23 protein-coding genes are annotated in these 21,792 nt (G+C 36.8%); 8 read left to right on the top strand and 15 right to left on the bottom strand.

From position 1 onward, the window contains the following. The first annotated feature begins 390 nt into the window (after nt 1-390). Nucleotides 391-1,761: an oxygen-dependent tRNA uridine(34) hydroxylase TrhO gene (gene trhO / locus BM143_RS14425; protein WP_090025134.1), complete on the top strand. Its 1,371-nt coding sequence runs from the start codon at nt 391-393 to the stop codon at nt 1,759-1,761. A gap of 48 nt (nt 1,762-1,809) precedes the next feature. After that, entirely contained in the window at nt 1,810-2,385 is a 576-nt protein-coding gene (locus BM143_RS14430; RefSeq protein ID WP_090025135.1) for a 5-formyltetrahydrofolate cyclo-ligase, read from the top strand. Here BM143_RS14430 and BM143_RS14435 read toward each other — a convergent pair. Beyond that, nucleotides 2,334-2,915 carry a hypothetical protein gene (locus BM143_RS14435; RefSeq protein ID WP_090025136.1) on the bottom strand — a complete coding sequence of 194 codons (582 nt, stop codon included), beginning with the start codon at nt 2,913-2,915 and terminating at the stop codon, nt 2,334-2,336. The two genes, BM143_RS14430 and BM143_RS14435, sit on opposite strands and share 52 nt — an antisense overlap. After that, nucleotides 2,899-4,080: a hypothetical protein gene (locus BM143_RS14440; protein ID WP_090025137.1), complete on the bottom strand. Its 1,182-nt coding sequence runs from the start codon at nt 4,078-4,080 to the stop codon at nt 2,899-2,901. The genes BM143_RS14435 and BM143_RS14440 overlap by 17 nt, the downstream gene beginning before the upstream one ends. Before the next feature lie 182 nt (nt 4,081-4,262). Here BM143_RS14440 and BM143_RS14445 point away from each other — a divergent pair, with 182 nt between their 5' ends. Beyond that, nucleotides 4,263-4,604 (top strand): hypothetical protein, encoded by a 342-nt coding sequence (locus BM143_RS14445; RefSeq protein ID WP_034726052.1) that lies wholly within the window; start codon nt 4,263-4,265, stop codon nt 4,602-4,604. 141 nt (nt 4,605-4,745) lie between these two features. Here BM143_RS14445 and BM143_RS14450 read toward each other — a convergent pair whose 3' ends face one another. The 13 genes from BM143_RS14450 to BM143_RS14510 form a co-directional block, all read right to left on the bottom strand. Beyond that, entirely contained in the window at nt 4,746-5,513 is a 768-nt protein-coding gene (locus BM143_RS14450; protein ID WP_090025138.1) for a TrmH family RNA methyltransferase, read from the bottom strand. Nucleotides 5,514-5,539: 26 nt separating this feature from the next. Further along, nucleotides 5,540-6,325, bottom strand: a complete 786-nt coding sequence (locus BM143_RS14455; RefSeq protein ID WP_090025139.1) for a CPBP family intramembrane glutamic endopeptidase — start codon at nt 6,323-6,325, stop codon at nt 5,540-5,542. A 91-nt stretch (nt 6,326-6,416) separates the two neighbouring features. Then, nucleotides 6,417-7,265 carry a LytTR family DNA-binding domain-containing protein gene (locus BM143_RS14460; protein WP_090025141.1) on the bottom strand — a complete coding sequence of 283 codons (849 nt, stop codon included), beginning with the start codon at nt 7,263-7,265 and terminating at the stop codon, nt 6,417-6,419. A gap of 18 nt (nt 7,266-7,283) precedes the next feature. After that, nucleotides 7,284-7,709: a hypothetical protein gene (locus BM143_RS14465; RefSeq protein WP_090025143.1), complete on the bottom strand. Its 426-nt coding sequence runs from the start codon at nt 7,707-7,709 to the stop codon at nt 7,284-7,286. Nucleotides 7,710-7,713: 4 nt separating this feature from the next. Next, on the bottom strand, nt 7,714-9,216 hold the full coding sequence (gene rmuC / locus BM143_RS14470) for a DNA recombination protein RmuC (RefSeq protein ID WP_394332580.1): 1,503 nt from the start codon (nt 9,214-9,216) through the stop codon (nt 7,714-7,716). A gap of 195 nt (nt 9,217-9,411) precedes the next feature. Beyond that, a complete protein-coding gene (locus tag BM143_RS14475; RefSeq protein ID WP_090025144.1) occupies nt 9,412-11,004 on the bottom strand; it encodes a GEVED domain-containing protein in 1,593 nt (530 codons plus the stop codon). Nucleotides 11,005-11,268: 264 nt separating this feature from the next. Beyond that, a complete protein-coding gene (locus BM143_RS14480) occupies nt 11,269-11,505 on the bottom strand; it encodes a hypothetical protein (protein WP_090025146.1) in 237 nt (78 codons plus the stop codon). Between the two features lie 162 nt (nt 11,506-11,667). After that, the gene (locus BM143_RS14485) at nt 11,668-12,507 is read right to left on the bottom strand and encodes a hypothetical protein (protein WP_090025148.1); all 840 of its coding nucleotides are present in this window, start codon (nt 12,505-12,507) and stop codon (nt 11,668-11,670) included. A gap of 102 nt (nt 12,508-12,609) precedes the next feature. Then, the gene (locus tag BM143_RS14490; RefSeq protein ID WP_090025150.1) at nt 12,610-13,176 is read right to left on the bottom strand and encodes a cysteine hydrolase family protein; all 567 of its coding nucleotides are present in this window, start codon (nt 13,174-13,176) and stop codon (nt 12,610-12,612) included. A 27-nt stretch (nt 13,177-13,203) separates the two neighbouring features. After that, nucleotides 13,204-13,668, bottom strand: a complete 465-nt coding sequence (locus BM143_RS14495; RefSeq protein WP_090025151.1) for a hypothetical protein — start codon at nt 13,666-13,668, stop codon at nt 13,204-13,206. An 11-nt stretch (nt 13,669-13,679) separates the two neighbouring features. Beyond that, the gene (locus BM143_RS14500) at nt 13,680-14,150 is read right to left on the bottom strand and encodes a YciI family protein (RefSeq protein ID WP_090025152.1); all 471 of its coding nucleotides are present in this window, start codon (nt 14,148-14,150) and stop codon (nt 13,680-13,682) included. A gap of 54 nt (nt 14,151-14,204) precedes the next feature. After that, nucleotides 14,205-15,383: a nicotinate phosphoribosyltransferase gene (gene pncB, locus BM143_RS14505; protein WP_034726026.1), complete on the bottom strand. Its 1,179-nt coding sequence runs from the start codon at nt 15,381-15,383 to the stop codon at nt 14,205-14,207. A gap of 93 nt (nt 15,384-15,476) precedes the next feature. Then, the gene (locus BM143_RS14510) at nt 15,477-15,953 is read right to left on the bottom strand and encodes a Dps family protein (RefSeq protein ID WP_034726023.1); all 477 of its coding nucleotides are present in this window, start codon (nt 15,951-15,953) and stop codon (nt 15,477-15,479) included. A 121-nt stretch (nt 15,954-16,074) separates the two neighbouring features. Between BM143_RS14510 and BM143_RS14515 the strand changes: the two genes are divergently transcribed. The 5 genes from BM143_RS14515 to rpsJ all read left to right on the top strand — a co-directional run bounded on the left by BM143_RS14515 (nt 16,075) and on the right by rpsJ (nt 21,226). Further along, a complete protein-coding gene (locus BM143_RS14515; protein WP_090025154.1) occupies nt 16,075-17,661 on the top strand; it encodes a hypothetical protein in 1,587 nt (528 codons plus the stop codon). Between the two features lie 204 nt (nt 17,662-17,865). Beyond that, the gene (gene rpsL, locus BM143_RS14520; RefSeq protein ID WP_002983146.1) at nt 17,866-18,279 is read left to right on the top strand and encodes a 30S ribosomal protein S12; all 414 of its coding nucleotides are present in this window, start codon (nt 17,866-17,868) and stop codon (nt 18,277-18,279) included. A gap of 23 nt (nt 18,280-18,302) precedes the next feature. Continuing rightward, nucleotides 18,303-18,779 carry a 30S ribosomal protein S7 gene (rpsG, locus tag BM143_RS14525; RefSeq protein WP_034726018.1) on the top strand — a complete coding sequence of 159 codons (477 nt, stop codon included), beginning with the start codon at nt 18,303-18,305 and terminating at the stop codon, nt 18,777-18,779. A 6-nt stretch (nt 18,780-18,785) separates the two neighbouring features. Beyond that, the gene (fusA, locus tag BM143_RS14530) at nt 18,786-20,903 is read left to right on the top strand and encodes an elongation factor G (RefSeq protein WP_090025155.1); all 2,118 of its coding nucleotides are present in this window, start codon (nt 18,786-18,788) and stop codon (nt 20,901-20,903) included. Between the two features lie 17 nt (nt 20,904-20,920). Continuing rightward, entirely contained in the window at nt 20,921-21,226 is a 306-nt protein-coding gene (gene rpsJ / locus BM143_RS14535; RefSeq protein WP_002661363.1) for a 30S ribosomal protein S10, read from the top strand. Nucleotides 21,227-21,792: the final 566 nt, after the last annotated feature.

Consider the following 21,792-nt stretch of genomic DNA (forward strand, 5'->3'; position numbering starts at 1 on the left):
TATATCTTTCTTTTTTTATTTATTGATTTTTTTTGTTTTATCGTAAACAAATTTAATGTTAAATAAGTAAGCAATTAGCATGCTATGTTTCAATTTTAACTAAAATTTAACGGCTATTATGTCATTTTATGCATTATGTCATAATTAGGTCCCGTGTATTAACAAAACTTAAAAAAATATTAAAGGAAAAATGTGACATTTTGTAAACCTGAGAACAGTAAAAATGTCATGATTAAGATACGACAATTTATCTGAATGTCCTTCATTCATTATGATCTGACGGCTTATTGCTTTGTGGCCATTATCTATGACTGATGTCATAGCGGGATGATTCAATTGAAAAATCATTATATTTGCAAAAATATTTTTCTCACTTAAAACGTTTATAGCATGCAACTGTATAACACCTTAAGCGCAGAAGAAAGAGCTCAACTTATTGATGAAGCTGGTAAGGAACGCCTTACATTGTCTTTCTATGCGTATGCCAAAATTGAAGATCCCAAAAAATTTCGCGACGAATTATTTATAGCCTGGAACGCCCTTGATGCACTTGGCCGTATCTACGTGGCACATGAAGGAATTAATGCTCAGATGAGTGTTCCTGCGGATCAGTTTGAGGCTTTTCGCGATACATTGGAGGTTTACGACTTTATGAAAGGCATCCGTTTGAATGTAGCGGTGGATCAGGATGATTATTCTTTTTTAAAGCTGACCATCAAAGTCAGACATAAAATAGTAGCTGACGGTTTGAATGACGATTCTTTTGATGTAACCAATAAAGGAATTCACTTAAAGGCGCAGGAATTTAATAATCTGCTTGAAGATCCCAATACGATTGTGGTGGATTTCAGAAATCACTACGAGAGTGAAGTAGGACATTTCGAAGGGGCTATCACTCCTGATGTGGAAAACTTCAGAGAAAGTTTACCCATTATCAACGATCAGCTGCAGGATTTTAAAGAAGATAAAAATCTATTGATGTACTGTACAGGCGGAATTCGTTGTGAGAAAGCCAGTGCTTATTTCAAACATCAGGGCTTCAAAAACGTTTACCAACTGGAAGGCGGAATTATTGAATATACCCGTCAGATCAAAGAAGAAGGGATAGAAAGTAAATTTATCGGGAAGAACTTTGTGTTTGACCATAGATTAGGAGAGCGAATCACAGAAGATATTATTGCACAGTGTCACCAATGTGGCAAGCCTTGTGATAACCATACCAACTGTTCCAATGATGCCTGTCATTTATTGTTTATTCAGTGTGATGAGTGTAAAGAGACCATGGAAAACTGTTGTTCTACAGAATGTCAGGACATCATCCACTTACCTTTGGCTGAACAGTTAGAATTAAGAAAAGGATTACAGGTAGGAAATAAGGTTTTCAGAAAAGGAAAATCCGATGCTTTGAAATTTAAAAATTCAGGAGATTTACCTCATAAACCTTTAGCGAAAGCTGAAACAAAAAATATCCGCCAGAAAATAGCCATCAAGAAAGTTTTGGTTGGAAAGGCAGAACATTATTATACAAAATCGAGAATCGGACAGTTTTTAATGGAGAACAAAGATCTTTCAATTGGGGATAAAGTTTTGATTTCAGGACCTACAACCGGTGAGCAGGAACTTACCATTACCGAAATTTATGCAAATGGAGGACCTTGTGAAACGGCACAAAAAGGTGATCAGATTACTTTTGAAATTCCGTTCAAAGTTCGTTTGTCAGATAAATTATATAAAATTATACAGCCTGCTGAAAATGCATAGCAGAATAGCAAATCTGTACTAATTGATTTCAATAAAAATAATTGAGTCATGCTAAAAGCTGAGCTTAGAAAAAAATACATGCAGAAAAGAAGAGCCTTGTCAGTTGATGAGGCTTTCCTGTTATCTCAGAAAATATTAAACCATTTTCTCGATTATTTCAAGCCCGAAAAAGGGCAGAAGGTGCATGTATTTATACCCATCAAAAAGTTCAATGAAGTTGATACACGAATCTTTATTGATGCTTTTTTAGAGAAGGGTATCCGTGTTTTCGTGCCTAAAGTGGTTGCAGATGATCTGATCTCGGTGGAGATTACTGAAAATACCGTATTTGAAACCAGCAGCTGGGGGATTTCCGAACCTGTTTCCAATGAAGATTCCGGAGAACTTCATTTTGATTTTGTGATCACACCTTTACTCTATTGTGACCATAAAGGAAATAGAGTAGGCTACGGAAAGGGCTTTTACGATGGTTTTTTCCAAAGTATTTCTGCCGCATCCAAAAAGATCGGTGCTAATTATTTTAATCCGGACGAATCTATTGACGATGTCTGGGAAAATGATATTCCTGTAGACTATTTGGTAACGCCTACCGAAGTGCTGTCCTTCTTCAGCGGAGTTGAGTAGAAATCCAGGAAGTAAAATTTAAATTCTTTTTTAATCATCGGGGTTGAAAGCAAAATGTATTGGGCGTTCTTTTCAAAAGTTCCCAGAGATTTATTTTTTGCATCAAAATATTCCAGATTGAATTTAGCATAATCCAGTGTGTCCTTTTTATAGAATTCTTTGTACACATTCAGGCTGTTTACCTTTACAGATTTTACCTTCAGACTGTCAAGTTCCCTTAAAAGTTTTTTAAACGTCACAGAATCCGGTTTGTGGAAATAGCTTTCCATCTGTGAATAAATTACGGTATCTATCTCTGTATTTCTGTTACCGGACAAATATAAAGTAGAAAGGTCAAGAAGTTCCTGTACTTTCTGCTTCGTAATGGAATTGATGGCCTGCATGCTGTCCATCTGTACTGCTGGATAGCTTTTTATATTGGTGCTGTTTCTCAGTTTATCCAGATCGCTTACTTCCGTCTTTTTATTATTGCAGGAAACAAATGCTATAAAAAGTACTGCGAAAATTAAAAACTTATTTATTCTCTTCATCTGTGGATGCAATTTTAAATTTAATAGATACTATTTTTCCTTTACTGTCTTTTTTCATCTCTATGACATTAAGGTTTTTCAGAGAGGTAGTAGGGGTGGTTACCAGGGTAATGTATCTCTGTTTATCAAGTCTTTCTATACCGTAGGTTTTGTTGTCGTACACCTGGTAAATAACAGCACTGTTACTGATCAGGTTTTCCAGCTGGTTTCTTTTCTGTTTGATCAATGCCACCTGCTCTTCCGGGTTTCCACCTTTTACATCCTTAATGGAGAAATAATAGGCTGCCATCTTATAATCATCAGGTTTCAGCTCGATCATTTCCTCTTCAGGAGCATTTTCAAGATTTCGGTTGACTTCCAGGTACTCGTAGAACGGAGCACTGATCTGCATTTTGATATTTTTATCCTTGGTAGAGTAATAAAAACATTCTCCGGGTTTGATTTTATAGAATAGTGGAGACTCATTTTCTTTGATCACTCTTATTTCAAGGGTATTGATAACAGAAACCCCACGGTCTTTGTCCGTAAAACAATATTTATAAGTTTTTGAAAATAGAGTGTCTTTGAAACCAAGAATTCCGGTAATGGTAATTAAAATAGAAGTAACAATAGCCCAGGCGTTCTTTTTAAAGAAATTTTTTCTCGTTACGGGAGGTTGTATTTCTGCCTGAGAAGCATGGGTTGTGTTTTGTGTATTTAATTGATTATCAGTATTTGATTTTTGTAAATCGGTGTTTTGTTGGGGCTGAAATTCGATTTTTTTGGTTGAAATTTCAGTTTTTGGAATTTCCGGGGCTTCGGAAACTGTTTTTTCCAATTCTGCGATTTCTTCCTCCTCAAGATCTTCATTTTCCAGCAGCAATTCTCCTGCAAAAAGATGTTGCTTTTTAAAGTCATACCATGACTCGTATCCTGCATAAATACTCAATAAATTGAGCATGTCGATTCTTGGTAATTTGGTTACCGGTGAAGTTTTGAAATAGGTGTAAAATGACTTTTCACTGATGTTGCCTTTGGCTTTTTTGCGTAGGTCTTCCTGGAAATATATAATATCTATCCCCTTCCATTTTGAAATATCATCATGGGAAGGGGTGGATCTTTTTAAATATTCGGTCTGAACGTCTTTTTTGAGCTGTTCAAAATGCAATAGATCTAAATCTGTCAATTTTTATAAAATAATTAAATTGTTGATTATCAGCTTTATTTATTTGTAAAACTATTTTACAAATGTATTACAATTATTTTTCATAAACAACTTTCTTATCTGGTCTACCTTTGTCTTGTTCAAATAACAGAACAGAAGAAAATTTATAAAAACAATATTAACAAAATTAAATTTAATTTATTATGAAAAAGTCATTATTCGTAGCTGCTATCGCTGCAATCTCTCTAGTTGCTTGTAAAAAAACTGAAGCTACTTCTACTGAAGGAGCAACTGATTCTGCTGCTGCTAACGTAGCTGATTCTGCTGCTGTAGTTTCTGATTCTGCTGCTAAAGTAATCGATTCTGCTGCTACTACTGCTGTTAACGCAACTAAAGACGCTGCTGCTGCAACTACTGCTGCTGGTGCTGATGCTGCTAAAGCTACAACTGAAGCTGCTGCTGACGCTGCTAAAGGTGCTGCTGATGCTGCTAAAGGAGCTGCTAAAGATGCTGCTAAAGAAGTTAAAGACGCTGCTAAGAAATAATTCTAGCTTAAGCTTAACAATAAAAGAACCGTTTCACCTGGTGAGACGGTTTTTTTATGCTTTATCGTGAAGAAGATTCAAAAGATCAATGACTTTCAGAATCTTCCCCCTTCGAACATCCGGATTTCTTTCCCTTACAACCTATCCTTTCTTCTGCTTCAATGATTCATAACATGTAATAGCCACTGCATTACTTAAGTTCAGTGAATCTATACTTCCTGTCATGGGTATCAAGGTGTTTTTTCCTTTTCCAACCCAGAAATCACTTAAACCGGAATGCTCGGTTCCGAATAATACCGCAGAACGCTGCTTAAAATCTCTTTTGTACAGATCTTCCGCAGTCTCATCCATAAGAGTCGTGTAGATATTGAAATTATTTTTCTGCAGAAATTCAAGGGTTTCTTCATTTTCAGCCTCATACACTTCCATTCCGAACAGACATCCGACACTTGAGCGTATCACATTGGGGTTATAAAAATCGGCTTTTCCGTCTGCAACGATCAGGGCATCTATTCCAAAAGCTTCGCAGCTTCTAAGGATTGCCCCTAAATTACCAGGTTTTTCAACGCCTTCTACAATAATGACCGTCGAGTTTTCTTTAGGAACAAACGCAGAAAGCAGATGATCTTTGGTCTTATAAATCCCAATGATTCCTTCCGAGCTTCCTCTGTATGCAATTTTTTCGTATACTTTTTCACTTACCTGATGAATTTTGCTATCAGGAAGCTTTCCTTTAAAGATGTTTTCACAGATAAAAAACTCTACAGGTTCAAAATCATACTGTAATGCCCTTTCATTTTCCTGCTGCCCTTCTACAACAAAAACCTTTGATTTTTTACGAAACCTGTTGTCAGCCAGAAGTTTGGTGACATTTTTTATTTTATCGTTTTGAAAACTTTCTATCAACATGCTGCAAAATTATGCAAAATTTGTGATTAGGCTGGTTTAGTTTTCATGAAAAGGAATTTTCCGGTGATCTGAAATGGTATTTTACCTTCATATTTTTTATAGATAATCATGGCTATAATGAGTAGAATGGATAAAATCTTAAATGAGTTTCCGAACAGATTTCCTGAAACATTTTCTGAAACATTAAATATTTCCCAATACAGATTCATGAAAATGTGAAGAAATATGGCCGCCCAGAGATTAAAATCCATCTCAAAATAAACCCATGAGAAAAATACCGATCCGAAAAATGTGATGAGGAATATCTCAATAAGTTCTGTTATGCTGCTTCCCTGATACAAATGCACCTGCGCAAACAGTAATGATCCGAATAATGCGGATGTAATAAATCCCAACCCGGTAAACCTATACAGGATTCCGATAAGGAATGCCCTGAAAATGATTTCTTCAAAAAATGCAGATGACAAGGTATTGATGAACAGGGACTGAATGTCTATTCTGTCTGTCAGATTAAAATTGATGAAGTATCCTATGAGCATGGGAAGCGTACCTATGAAAGCTAGATAAAAGCCTTTTAACATTGACTTATTAATCGAGAATAGATCCGTGATATTCTTTTTAGGAAATAGAATTTTTAAAGTGATAATCAGAGGAATAAGAGTTAGTGAATAGGCTGCGACATGAGCAACTGCCTTGCTTCCTGATAGTTCTCTTACAAAGGACTGAATGGTCTTAAAATATAAAAGATCAAAGAAATAATACACGGAAAATCCAAGAATAAAAAAGAAGAAGAAAAAAATAATCTTGTTCATTGTTTTAAATTTTGAACAAAATTGCAGTTTGTGATAAGCTTGTCCAAATTTAAGTGATCAATGACAAAGAAAAAGTGACGGATCACAAATATTAAGGTTTAAAATCTTTTAATTTGGGGATTATCAGCGAAATAAAACTTCTGGAGACGGGAATGTCAAAGTCAATTTCAGAAAGAAAAAGCCGATAGCCCTGGGCATTTCCTTTAATATTTTTGACCTTATCTAAATTGACAATATAAGAGCGGTGACATCTTTTTATATAATCCGTCTGAACCTGATTCAGAAGATTGGAAAGACTGATTCTGATCAATACTTTTTTAATCTGATTATTTTCTATGAAATACACCGAGCAGTAGTTCTCCATAGAAAGTGCACAGAGAAAATGACTTTCTGGGATCTGCAGATTGGTACTATTCGCAGATATATTAAGAGCCTTATTGAGTTTATGATCTGTAGGTTGGGGGTGCTCTGCCAGTTTTTTTGAGACCTGATCTGCCGTTTTTTCGTGAATGTTTTTTAAATAAATATACCTTGACAATATATAAATAGTGGAAATGGGAATTCCCAATGCCAGGCAGTACAGAAACATATAAAGATAGTTGATGAAGCTCAGTTTAACATGGCTGATGAATATACTATTGTAAAAATAAGACAGGATAGAGGCTAAAAAAATAATTCCGATCAGTTTCAATAGTTCGAGGCCAATATTCCAGTCTTTGAAACGGATGATGCAGAGGTCCCCAATAAAGAAAGCGATGCCAAAAATAAATGAATAGGGAAAAAGTAGCAGATACTTATACTGATGATGGAAGTTTTCCGTTCCAAAAGGCTGAAAAACAATCAGGAATATATAAAACAGCAGACCAGCAACCATTGACGACACCAGAATCTCTTTATAAGAATCAGATTTGGGAAACGAATAGGCTGCAAAGGATAACATATCGTGAACCTTTAAGGGTTAACTTTTTAAACCGGTCTGAGGATCCGGCTTAGAGCGTAAGAGAAGCAGACTGCCCACAAACATGGTGATACAACTTGCCAGCCAGAGATAATATCCCGGACCATAAGATGTAATTGGGGATTTATGCCCGGCTTCATTAACGGTTATCTCAGTTTCACTAAAGTAATAAAGCGCTACACCTACAGAAAGCAAGCCTAAAAAAGCGGCAATTTTTGGTTGCTTAACTAATAAAAAAATCCAGGAGAAGAGAAGGATAGGATTGGCCAGCCATGAAGTTCCGTCTCCGGAAAGATCGGCCCATCCCAACATAAAAAGAGCCAGGCCATACATCTCGCTGCCTTTTTGAGTAAAAACCGCGGGCAAAGCCAGAGAAATTACAAAAACGGCCACACTGATGATTAAAATGATATGACTTTTTTTCATACGATTAGTTTTCTGTTTCTAAAAAATTACCATTGTCGATAAGACTTTGCGGCAAATCTTTTTTGTTTTTGATACCCAGAGATTTCAGTTTCTGGGTCTGGATCACAAGATTGTCATTCCCACTCGAAAGCTGTTTGTAGGCGTCATTGTACACATTTTTAGCCTGATCAAGGTTTTTTCCTACTTTTTCAAGGTTCTCCACGAAACCTACAAATTTATCATACAGTTTCGCACCACGTTCAGCAATCTCCATGGAGTTTCTATTCTGGTACTCACGCTTCCAAAGATCTGCGATAAGCTTCAGAGAGGTAATCAGATTGCTTGGGTTGAGCAGAAGGATCCTTCTGTCGTAGGCAAAGTTCCAGAGATTCTGGTCTGCCTGCATCGCTGCAATATAAGCGGGTTCACTAGGAATGAACATCATCACGAAGTCCAGAGATTTTCCATAATCGTCATACGCCTTCTGGCTCAGTTGCAGAATATGGTTTTTGATTGAACCTAAATGCTGGCTGAGTTTAATGGCGTAAACATCCTGATCGGTTTCATCTACCAGTTCGGTGAAGGCTGTTAGAGAAACTTTAGAATCAATGATTACATTTCGTTCATCCGGATATTTTACAACGGCATCCGGACGCATTTTCTTTCCTGAAAATTCAGAGAAGAGGGCTTTATTGTCTTCATCACGAAGTTCATGCTCAAGGAAATACTCCCTTCCTTTTACAAGTCCTGATTTTTCAAGAATACTTTCAAGGATCATTTCACCCCAGTTTCCCTGGGTTTTGCTTTCTCCTTTCAAAGCTCTTGTCAGTTTTTTGGCATCTTCAGAGATCTGCTGATTCAGTTCTGCCAGTTCTTTTACTTTTTCTGCAAGAGAAAAACGTTCCTTATTTTCCTTTTCATAGGCTTCGTTGACTCTGTTTTTAAGATCAGCTATTTTTTCCTGAAAAGGTTCCAGAATATTTTTTAAATTATTTTGGTTTAGCGTGGTGAATTTTTCCGTTTTTTCTTCTAAGATTTTATTGGCCAGATTTTCAAACTGAAGTTTTGATTCATCCTGAATCTTAATGATTTCGTCTTTCTGGGTATCAAGAGACTGCTGCATACTCTCGTTCTTAGCAGAAAGCTCAGAATTTTTAGCATACATATCCTGCTTTTCAGAGATCAGCGTTTCTATCTGAGAAATCTGTTTCGAATTGAGCTGTCTCTGTTCCAAAAACTGGGAATTCAAGGAAGTATGTTCTGCAGATATTTTTGCGTATTCATTTTTCAGATCATTCAGTAGATCGGTCTGTAATTGATGCTGTTCTTTTTCTCTGTCGATATTTTGGCTTAGTTCCTGAACTTTCAGCTGAAGATTTTCTAGATCTGAATGTTTTTTGATATGCAGATTATTCAGTTCATCATAAGAGCTTCTTGAAACCGTAGACGATCTTAAGGCAAAATACAAAATTACAGCTCCCAGAACTCCGCCGGCAATACATCCAATAATTAAATAGGTCATCTCCATGTCTCAAAATTACGAAAAGAAAAATTAATTTGTGTTTAAAAATGATGGTTGGAAGATGGAGGAGGGAAGCGGGGAGTTACTGTACATTGCAGTTGTGTTTTTCTCTTTCATTTTTTTTCTCAATAGACAGAATAATAAAAGCGGCAGTATAAATACCGCCGCTTTATGCTAAAAATGAATTTTATTTAAGAAATATTATTTCTTGATCGCTTTTAAAGTTCTTACTGTTCCGTCTTCCATGTGAAGAGAGACAAGGTAAAGACCTGCACTCAGATCAGAAAGATTAATTTCTGTGCTGGATTTCATTGTTTTCACCTGACGGCCTGCAACATCTGTTACTACAATAGATTTCACGTCTTTTATGTCAGAGATATTCACAATGTCTTTGAATGGATTAGGATATAAAGAGATTGCTTTATTTTCAGCATTTACCTCTGAAGTTCCCAGTACGTTTTTCTGTACAGTAATGGTGTAATCTTCGGCCTGTCCCTGGCTAAGGTCACTACAAGGGCTGGACAGTTCCGCTCTTACACTGGTAGTAGAGCTGTTGAACTGATACTTCACTCTCATTCTTGTGTTTCCAAGAGCTGCCGTAGCCGGTACTGCAATATTTTTATTAACAGTTACTGTATTTCCTGTAGATCCTGCAAAATCAGAAGTTACGAAGTAGGCTTCTCCTGCATCTCCGAAGCTTCCGTTCTGGTTCCAATCTATAAATACGGTAAACCCAAATCTGTTCGTTCCTACCCCTGTACCCGTAAGCGTTATAGGATGAGAAGTTCCTCTGGTAACGGTGGCTATTTTGCTGGTAAAGTTTTCATGACCATCACCTGTATTGGCAGTTGCGCTGGATGCATTGGTCATATTGGCCAGGACAACATTGGATATAGGATATACACCAAGTTTAGAAACAAGAGATCCACAATAAGGAGCATATGGGTTGGCCGCTGTTGTGAAAGAGATTTCCGGACATCCTGTAGCATCTCCAATAGCGTTGGTAGGTGTTATAGACACATAAAGAAGTGTGTTTTGAGGAAATACTTCTGTAGATGGAGGAGTGAAAGAAGTACCGGTTGTAATTCCCGTATATACGTTTGAAGCTCCCGTAGTAGTTCCTACTTTTATTTTGTAAAATTCTGCACCTGCTGTAGCTGCCCAGCTTATTTGTGGGCGTACTGAAACACCAGTTGCTCCGCTTACCGGGCTACTTATTGTTGTACAGGCGGGAAGAGCTGTCACTTCCTGTTTGATTTTAACATTATCTATAAAATTGTAAAAATCGTAAGAAGTACCGGATGTTCCTACAGTCTGAATACGAAGCATGAAATTTCCGTTTACATTAGCACTTTCAGGGATTGTACCCGAAAAAGCTGCACAAGTTTGAGCTGCAGATGTTAAGGTAACAGGTGATCCAACTGGTAGATAGGTAGTTCCTCCATCTGTAGAATAACCAACATTCACAGTACCTCCGATGCTGCTCAGTGCATCATAGGCGCTTGTACTGTATGTAAAAGAAATATCAATTTTCTTACCGTTGGCCGTTATACTTGCAGGCTTTGTGTATATTAAATTAACGGTTCTGTTGGTATCACTGGAGCCGTATGATTCAGCTCCTATGGCTACAGTGCCATCACAGGCTCCGGAAATATAGGTGCCTTGTGTACCTGTATAGCCACCACTTACTACGAACCCTGGATAGGTTGCATTTTCAAAGCTTTCCGTAACTAAAATCTGTGCACTGCCCATAGTTGCAAGTGCCATAAAACTCAAAAGTAATGTTTTTTTCATAGGATAATTTTTTACTAATATAATAATATTTTAAATAAATGAAACCAAAATGTGGTATTTAATTTGAAATTCAATCTATTATACCGTAAATATAGAGAATTTTATATTATTAGAATGAGTGATCTAAAAATTGTGTTGATTTTTTTTTCCTATAAAACCAGAAGCTTTCTACAAAGATTTTATTGATTCAATTTTTTTTTGATTTTTACCGGATAGAAAATAAAAAAGTGAGCCGGAAAGCTCACTTTATTTTTGTTGGTCAGATTATGGAGTAACGATAACCGGATCTGGAAAAGGCTCAAGGACCAATGGTTTGCACATTGCGGCCGGTTCGCATCTGTTCCCCATGCATATAAAATTAGTCATCGTGGTAGAGCCGTCAGGACATCTGATCAGGGCCTCACCCGGGCATCCTCCCGGACATGGTGCGGGATACAGTGTTCCTCCGAATACTTCTTTCAGTTCTGTTCTCGAAAGTTTGGATAGGTTCGTTTTTTTCATGGAATTAATTTTTTTGATGGTTTTAATTTGTATATTTCTGAAAATGAACGCCTAAGATACTGAAAAAATAAATCACTATCTGGTTATATAGTCATTTATTTTTTTTATTTGTATTCGTGATAAGAGTAAAACTCTGATAAATCCGGAGTTTGTGTGAATAATTTATTCTATCTTTTCAAGTTCAAGGACCGTTTTTGTCCCATCAATATTTTTATATTCGAGTTTTACAAATCCGAAGTCTGGACTGAAGTAGGAGATGAGTCCCGTTTCTCCGATTCTGCTTGTGGCTTTTGCAGTGATGACATAGCAGTCAAGATTTCCTAATTTTGTTGATATGTTTTTTCTGTCTGTAATTTCATATTCGTAGCTGTTTTCTATTCCGCCCTTCCATTCTTTCCATCTTTTATCCGACCATCCGTCTCCGATTTCCAGTTTCCACTTCCATTTGTTGCCCATTTGGTAGGGTGCTTTAATGTAAGGAAAAGGATTGATCTCTAAAATCTCAAAAAAATTACTCCGTGGCGGATGGAGCCAGATATTCATTTCATTTTCTACTACACCGGTGGTTTCCGAGTTCAAGGAAAGGTTATTGCCCATTACATATTCATATGAGATACCGGTTTGGTTATAGTCAGGAAGGAGGTTTTTAAATATATTGCCGGTGACAGGTTTTAAAATTATATTTTTTACAGTTTCCTCTGTAGGGCTATCTATGGGAATGAACTTCCAGTCATGTATAAAATAGTCCTGCTGTTTTATGGGCTCACCTTTTCCAACCAAAAATTTTTTTCCGTCGTGGTTTTCGTAATAATAGGAGTAAATAAAACGTCTGCCAATTTTATAAATTTTGTTATCCTTATTATAGTTATCATCATATGAAAGCGTTGTATTCAGTTTTTCAACAGTAATTCCGTCATCGTCTGTAATAAAATCCTTTTCAGTCTTTTGGGAAAAAAGAGGAATAGGGATGATTAGAAAAAGAGTGATAATTTGTGTTTTCATGGTGCATCAATTAATTTTTAAATAGATCTTTATGAATTTACTTTTATTACTTCCTCCTTATTCTGTAGTTTGAGGGAAAAATGGTCTGATGTTTTAGGATTTTTACAATTCGGTTAATAATTTTTCTGAATTCCAGACGCTTGCAAATTCATCATTTAAATTGGCAAGACTGGTGAGATGTATTAATTCTGAATCATACTTTTCTCCATGGATTCCTGTTCTGTCAAAAGTTGCGGTGGCATCTGAAATGACGTAGGTTTCATATCCGTAATTTCCGGCCATTCTTGTGGTGGTGGAAACACAGTGATTGGTCGTTATTCCAATAATAACTAAAGAATTGATATGCTGTTGGTCAAGTTGCTCTTTTAAATTTGTTCCTATAAAAGCACTATTGACATTTTTTGTAATGACAGGCTCATTGTTTTTCGGAAGTACATAATCATTGAATTCAAATCCGGGATGGGTTTCATGCAGTTTTGAATCAGGATTTAATGAGCTGTGTCTGACATGGAATATGGGTAAGCTTAATGCTCTCCATTTTTCTAATAATTTTCCACTGATTTCTTCTGCTGATTTATTATTTCTGTTTCCTCCCCAATACTGTTCATCAAGAAATCCTTTCTGAATATCAATTAAAAGTAGGGCTGGTTTTTTATCCCGAAGTTTCATAGGTGTTGATTTTATAGAGAAATTAGATTAGCTTCCCAGATACATAAGGTAGTGTGGGATATTATTTTCCAGTTCTTCGTTATCATCTGCTGTGAGTCCTTCAAAAAAGATATGATCACCAAGTTCTTTATGGCTAACCTGGTTGTGTAGCTGATACATCAGATCTAGAGCTGTAAAGTTAGCTCCGTTGGCTGCTTTAAGTTTTGCACAAAATTCCACCTGAAACATACCGTAGTCACTATTGTCTTCACTGAATACCTCATTTTCATTACCGATTATGGTTTCATTATCTGCAATATCTTCTTTCCCTTTAATCCATGCTTCATAGGAAACATTGATTTCGGGTGCATCTATTACCACCTTATGAGGTTCCCAGGATGCTTTTTCTTTTAAAATACGGGTCTGGTAGTCTGTGATTTCTTTATTGAAATCTTCAATGTTGCTGTAGCCTTTCTTTTGAAAAGCCCAAAGAATGTTGGATAGTAGGCCCATTTGTTTTCGTTTTACGGATTCACTTTAGATATTTCCTCATGATGCTTCAGGTATAAAGGCAAAGCAGCAGATCCATACCACGGGAAAATTTCATAACTGAAAACGCCAACCTGTACAGCGGGATCTGTTTTTACCCATTGCTCAGCTTCTTCTTTAGATTTTGTATTGAAGATAAACATACCACGGTAGTTTTCTTTGTTTTTCTCTAAAAACGGACCGGCCACCACTATTTTTCCTTCATCTGCCAGCTTCCCGATATTGGTCATATGGCCTTTCATCACTTCGCTCATTTTGGCTTTGTCTTCAATCTTTGTGCTGCCTGTGGTAAGCATCACAATAGTATAGGCTTTCATGCCATATTGGTCTGCACCAAGCGAGGTTGCCAGTTCCTGGTTGAATTTTGCTTTTTCTGCTTTCTTTTCCTGACCAAAAGATACAATGGCTATTAAAAGACTTAGGGATACATAAATTTTTAATTTCATAGCAATGATTTTATGATAAGTCTGATATCTGAAGTCTGATATCTAGAATCTAATCTAATCTTTTATTCTCAAAAATTCCTTAGCCAGCTCAATCATTTTTGGATCTCCTGTATATTTTCCGTGTTCGTCGGAAAGTTTTACCGTTGGGATCCATTCTTTGTTTGGAGCCTGTACACCAATCAGTTTCATGACGATATTCATTGGTTTTAAGCCTACATCGTTGGTCAGATTGGTTCCGATTCCAAAAGAAACGCCGATTTTTCCTCTGCAATAATTCGTGATTTCCTCTACTTTTTCAAGATTCAGAGCATCAGAGAAGATGATGTATTTAAATAAAGGATTGATTCCGTTATTTTTATAGTGAGCGATTGTTTTATCTGCAAATTCCAAAGGATCACCGCTGTCGTGACGAACGCCGTCAAACAGTTTGGCGAACTTTTTGTCAAACTGCTGGAAGAAAACATCTGTAGTGTACGTGTCTGAAAGAGCAACTCCAAGATCACCTCTGTAAACATCTACCCAATGTTCAAGAGCCATTTCATTGGCCATTTTAAATCCGTATTCGGCTGCGTGGAACATAAACCATTCGTGCGCATGGGTACCGATTGGTTTTACCCCGAACTTCATGGCAAAATGCACATTGGAACTTCCGATAAATGTAGATTCTTTGTTCTGCGTTAAAGCTTCCATCACCAGATTCTGTACTTTATAAGAATGTCTTCTTCTGGTCCCGAATTCTGCGAAATTAACTCCAAGTCTTGCCAGTGAATCAGCTTTTTCCAAAGTTCTGTTCATCACAATCTCATTGGAATCTCTTTCCATATGATTCATTTCGTAATGCAGTTCACTAATCAAAGCAAGTAAAGGGACTTCCCAAAGGATCGTTCTGTACCAAAGTCCTTCTACGGTTACGGACAGCTCACTTCCTTCCTGATGAATTTTCACTTCAGACGGATCGTAGTGATAGCCTTCCAGAAAATCCAGGTAGGGCAGGTCTATATAAGGACAGGTTCTTGCCATGAATTTTTTTTCATCCTTGGTCAGTTTCAGTTCGGCCATTTTATTCACTGCTTCTTTCAAAGCGGCTGCAAATCCTTCCGGAAACTGATGCTTCCCTCTGTTGATGAATTCGTATTTTACAATGGAGCTTGGGAATAATTTTACCACCGCATTCTGCATCGTTATTTTATAGAAATCGTTATCCAGGATAGAGTTTAATCGAACGTCGTACATAATATGTGTAATTTTAACGCAAATATAGTCATTTAAAATAAAAACCGCCTAAATGTAAGGCGATTTTTTTATTTATCAGTGGAATTCTGTCTGTTACTTCCCTAAATAAGAATTGTACATCCATACTTCTTTTTCCTGTTCTGTAATGTAGTCGCTCATCTGCGAATTGGTTCCTTCATCTCCCGCTGCATCTGTAATATCAAGAAGCTCTCTCTGTAAATCCAGAACTACTTTAAATGAACTTAAAATGTTCTCTACACTCTTTGTGCCGTCACTTACTTCCTTACTTTCCTTAATGGTAGATACTTTCAGATAATCTGAATAATTGTGGGCAGGAGTTGCACCTAATGTCAGGATTCTTTCTGCGATCTCATCGATCTTTAATACAAGGCTGTTGTATAGTTCTTCAAACTTTGGGTGTAGGGTAAAGAACTGATCTCCTTTGATGTTCCAGTGTGAACCTCTTGTGTTCTGATAGAATATAGAATAGTTGGCTAAAAGGGTATTTAATTTTTCTGAAATGTTTTTACAGTCGGCCTCTTTTAAGCCGATAATGCTTGCATTTTTCATATGTTTATTTTTTATGTTAACAAATTTAGAAAATATTGTGCCGAAAAGCCTTCAATGTCAATAGAAGATAACTATAAGAAAATTTTTTAAAATAGTTTGGAAGTATTAATATTGCAGTGAAATGAAAAGTTTACTGACAACGGCAGCGGTATTTTTCGGGATGTGTTTGGTATACATCCTGTTCATGCTTTCTGAAACGGAGAATAATTTCACCTATATATTAGATGATGCCTACATTCATCTGGCAATGGCCAAGAATTTTGCGCTTCATGGCGTATGGGGTGTAACGGAGCATTCTTTTTCCTCTTCTTCTTCGTCCCCGGTTTTTACTTTTGTTTTAGCAGGGCTGATCTATTGTTTTGGAAATCATCAGTTGATTCCTCTGATTTTTAATCTGGGATGTGCTTTTCTGCTCATTTATTTTCTCAACAAATATTATTCGGATTTTTTTAAAGAAAGTAAATCCGTTGTTTTTGCAGGTCTTTTTACGCTTCTTTTTGCCTCCGTTCATTTGCTTGTTTTTTCGGGAATGGAGCATGTTCTTCAGGTATTGGTGGTAGTCATCAATATTTATTGTTTTGAAAAATGGAGAGCTGCTGATTTTGAAAAGTCTCCATGTTCAGTTTGGTTTTATGCGACCATTGCGGTGTTGGGGCTCATCAGGTTTGAAAGTATGTTCTATTTCCTTGCGCTTGCGTTTGTTTTTCTTTTGCTGAGAAAAGGGAAGCAGAGTGGCATCGTACTATTGTCAGGTTTTATACCCCTTTTAATATTTGCTTACTTCACCTATCAGAAAACAGGATATTATTTTCCAAATTCTGTGATTGTAAAGGGGACAAAATTTGACTTTTCAGGAGATCTTCTTTTGCAGATGAAGAATATCGTATTAAATAAAATACTACTGAAGCCTTACTTTTATTTGGCAGGACTATTTCCTATTTGTATGGCTGTCCTTTTGATTTTTAAAGATTATAAAAATAAATTAAGCTTCAGGGAAATCATTCTTCATAACTTTCTGCTGATTGTGTTGGTGATCAATTTATTTGTTCAGGGAGCTTTTGGGCAGTTTACCAATTTTTACCGTTATGAAGCCTATTTGCTCGCAGCTTTTGCTATGGTTATGATACCACGGTTAAAAACTATTTTTGTTAGCAGAACTTATTTATTAAAGGAAAGCAGAAGTGCTGTCATTCTTTTATTACTCATAGGTATGGTGTTCGTTCTGAAAATGAAGCTTCTCAATAGTTTGATTATAACCGGAAGCCGGAATATCTATGAACAGCAGATCCAGTCGGCAGGATTTCTGAAAAAATACTACAACAGTTCCAAAGTGGTAGCGAATGATATTGGGGCCATCTGTTACTTTACAGATATTCATTTGCTGGATACCGCAGGATTAGGCTCAGCAGAGATGGTTCCGTTTAAGCTTAAAAAAAATGGGACCGATGATAAGTTTGAAAAGTTTTTAACGCAATACTCTACGCAAAACCAGTATCAATTAGCTATTATATATGAAGGCTGGCTGGATGGGCATGTTCCCAAAAACTGGAAAAAGGCTGCTGTACTTGAAATTAAGGATATTAATGCAGTGTTGGGAGATACCAAAGTGACCATTTATTCTATCAATCCTGAGATTCATAACGCTTTGATGCAGAATGTGAAAAACTTTGACTGGACTCAAAATGTAGATGTGAAAATAATTGAATAAGTTTTACAATTATTTAATATAGAGTTGATAAGATAAATACCACCTTCCAATTTCACATTTTCTCAATGTATATCGGTGGTCTGTTATTTAGCCATTCAGGGGCAATGTCTTTTTGGTGTAAGTGTTTGATTTTAATTTTTCTATAAGTTTTTGTAGATTGGAAAAATATTCCTATTTTTGCACCCTAAAATAAAAAGCAATTAAATGCCTACTATTCAACAATTAGTAAGAAAAGGAAGAGCCACGCTTGCCAAGAAGAGCAAATCGGCTGCCCTTGATTCTTGTCCACAAAGACGAGGTGTATGTACGAGAGTATATACTACCACTCCTAAGAAACCTAACTCTGCACTTAGAAAAGTAGCAAGGGTAAGACTTTCTAACGGGAAGGAAGTCAACGCCTACATCCCGGGCGAAGGACATAATCTTCAAGAGCACTCGATAGTATTGGTGAGAGGCGGAAGGGTGAAAGACCTACCGGGAGTACGTTACCACATCGTAAGAGGAGCTTTAGACACTGCAGGTGTAAATGGAAGAACACAGAGAAGATCGAAGTATGGAGCTAAGAGACCTAAGCCAGGTCAGGCAGCTGCTGCACCAGCAAAAGGAAAGAAAAAATAATCATTAAATAAGGTACAGAAGCAATGAGAAAGACAAAAGCGAAAAAAAGACCGTTGTTACCAGATCCGAAGTTTAATGATCAATTGGTAACTAGATTTGTAAACAACCTAATGCTTGACGGTAAGAAGTCAATTGCATTCAAAATTTTCTATGATGCTTTAGAGATCGTAGAAACTAAAAAAGGAGAAACTGAAAAGACAGCCCTTGAAATCTGGAAAGATGCATTAACTAACGTTATGCCTCACGTAGAAGTACGTTCTAGAAGAGTAGGTGGAGCTAACTTCCAGATTCCTATGCCAATCAGAGCCGACAGAAAAATTTCTATGGCAATGAAATGGTTAATTAGCTATTCTAAGAAAAGAAATGATAAGTCTATGGCTTTGAAATTAGCTAATGAAGTAGTTGCCGCTTCAAGAGAAGAAGGTGCTGCTTACAAGAAAAAATCTGATACTCACAAAATGGCGGAAGCTAACAAAGCTTTCTCACACTTTAAATTCTAATTAGAAATGAGTAGAGATCTTAAATTTACAAGAAATATTGGTATTGCTGCGCACATTGATGCTGGTAAAACTACTACTACGGAAAGAATCTTATTCTATACGGGAGTAAACCACAAAATTGGTGAAGTTCACGATGGTGCTTCTACAATGGACTGGATGGAGCAGGAAGCTGAAAGAGGTATTACTATTACTTCTGCAGCGACTACTTGTAACTGGAACTTCCCGACTGACCAAGGTAAAATGTTACCTGAAAGTAAGTCTTACCACTTCAACATCATCGATACACCGGGACACGTTGACTTCACCGTAGAAGTAAACAGATCTTTGAGAGTATTGGATGGATTGGTATTCTTATTCTCTGCAGTAGATGGAGTAGAGCCTCAGTCTGAAACAAACTGGAGACTTGCTGACAACTACAAAGTTGCAAGAATGGGATTCGTAAACAAAATGGACAGACAAGGTGCTGACTTCCTTAACGTGGTAAACCAGGTTAAGACAATGTTAGGATCAAACGCAGTTCCAATCGTTTTACCAATCGGTGCTGAAGAAGATTTCAAAGGTGTAGTAGACTTAATTAAAAACAGAGCTATCGTTTGGGACGAAGCAGGACAAGGAGCTACTTTCGAAGTAGTGCCAATTCCTGAAGACATGAAGGCTGAAGTTCTGGAATATAGAGAGAAATTAGTTGAAGCTGTTGCTGATTATGATGATACTTTGATGGAGAAATTCTTCGAAGATCCGGATTCAATTTCAGAAGACGAAATCAACGAAGCTCTTAGAAAAGCTACTATCGATTTATCTATTATCCCAATGACTTGTGGTTCTTCATTTAAGAATAAAGGAGTACAGTTTATGTTGGATGCGGTATGTAAATACCTTCCTTCTCCATTGGATAAAGATGATATCAAAGGTACTGACCCAAGAACAGATCTTGATATTACAAGAAAACCATCTGTAGACGAGCCTTTCGCAGCTTTAGCATTTAAGATTGCTACTGACCCGTTCGTGGGAAGACTAGCATTCTTCAGAGCTTACTCTGGAAGACTTGATGCAGGTTCTTATATCTTGAACACTCGTTCAGGAGATAAAGAAAGAATCTCTAGAATCTATCAGATGCACGCTAACAAGCAAAATCCTGTAGAATATATTGAAGCAGGAGATATTGGTGCAGCTGTAGGTTTTAAATCTATCAAAACTGGTGATACAATGTGTGACGAGAAAAACCCAATCGTTCTTGAATCGATGGTTTTCCCTGATCCGGTAATTGGTATCGCTGTTGAGCCTAAAACTAAGGCAGACCAGGATAAAATGGGTAACGCTCTAGCTAAACTAGCTGAAGAAGATCCTACTTTCCAGGTTAAAACTGACGAAGCTTCTGGTCAAACGATTATCTCAGGAATGGGTGAACTTCACCTTGACATTCTTGTAGACCGTATGAGAAGAGAATTCAAAGTAGAAGTTAACCAGGGTCAACCTCAGGTAGAATACAAAGAAAATCTTACAAGAGTTGCTCAACACAGAGAAGTTTACAAAAAACAATCTGGTGGTAAAGGTAAATTTGCTGATATTGTATTTGAATTAGGACCTGCAGACGAAGGTAAAATTGGTTTAGAATTCATCAATGAGATCAAAGGTGGTAACGTTCCTAGAGAATTTGTTCCTGCAATTGAAAAAGGCTTTAAAGCTGCAATGAAGAACGGTCCTTTGGCTGGTTTCGAAGTTGAAGGTATTAAAGTTGTTCTTAAAGACGGATCTTTCCACGCGGTGGATTCTGATGCTCTTTCCTTTGAAATGGCTGCTAAATTAGGATTTAAAGAAGCGGGACGTGCTGCTAAGCCAGTAATTATGGAGCCTATTATGAAACTGGAAGTTGTAACTCCGGAAGAATATATGGGTAACATCATTGGTGACCTTAACAAGAGAAGAGGTACGATCAGTGGTCAGGAAGAGAAAAACGGAGCTGTTGTTATCAAAGGTTCTGTTCCACTTTCTGAAATGTTTGGATATGTTACTACTCTAAGAACACTTTCATCAGGAAGAGCTACTTCTTCTATGGAATTAGAGAAGTATCAGGCTACTCCACAAAACGTTGCTGAAGAAATCATAGCTAAAGCAAAAGGTTAATTTTTTAAATTAGAAAAATGTCACAAAGAATCAGAATAAAACTAAAATCTTACGATTACAACTTGGTAGACAAGTCTGCTGAGAAAATCGTAAAAACGGTAAAGGCTACTGGTGCTGTTGTAAACGGACCAATTCCATTGCCTACTAATAAGAGAATCTTCACAGTGTTGAGATCTCCGCACGTAAATAAGAAAGCAAGAGAGCAGTTCCAACTTTCAGCTCACAAGAGACTAATGGATATCTACTCTTCTTCTTCTAAAACTGTTGATGCTCTAATGAAGTTAGAGTTACCAAGCGGTGTAGACGTTGAAATTAAAGTGTGATAACTGCATACTTTGCAATGATAAAAGAATCCGTTCCTTTTTAGGGACGGATTTTTTTTGTTTATAAATAGGTAGAAATGATCAATTCATGGGTTGTAGTTGATGATTGTTATTTTGCTACATAGAACGCTTTGTAAGCAATCCTTAAGACCCAGTGTCAAGGTTTAAAACCCTGACACGGATAAAAAACAACCAAAATGAGCAGATTTCGTTTTCCCTTTTTGAATATTCAGCTCAAATTCTTTATCTGTGAAAAAATCATTCACATGTACTGCAAAATTCACCCTTCATATTCTTCAACCTTAATTTAAACCACTCCCTAAAAGTCTCATGTCTGAAATCTGAAATCTAGCATCTTGGTTCTTGAATCAATTATTCAACATTTCAACCTTTACACCCATAAGTCCACTTTTTCCCGGTACTTTTAATGATGTTCCGGTATCGTTAAAGGATCTCTACCACATCTGCAGACTCATTTATAATCTGATAATGATTAGTCATATCGAGGTGAGATATGTCACCTGTGTTTATTTATTTAGAATCATTAAAAATAATAATTTTGCAAA

It is taken from the genome of Chryseobacterium oleae (genome assembly GCF_900115055.1).
Classification (GTDB): domain Bacteria; phylum Bacteroidota; class Bacteroidia; order Flavobacteriales; family Weeksellaceae; genus Chryseobacterium; species Chryseobacterium oleae.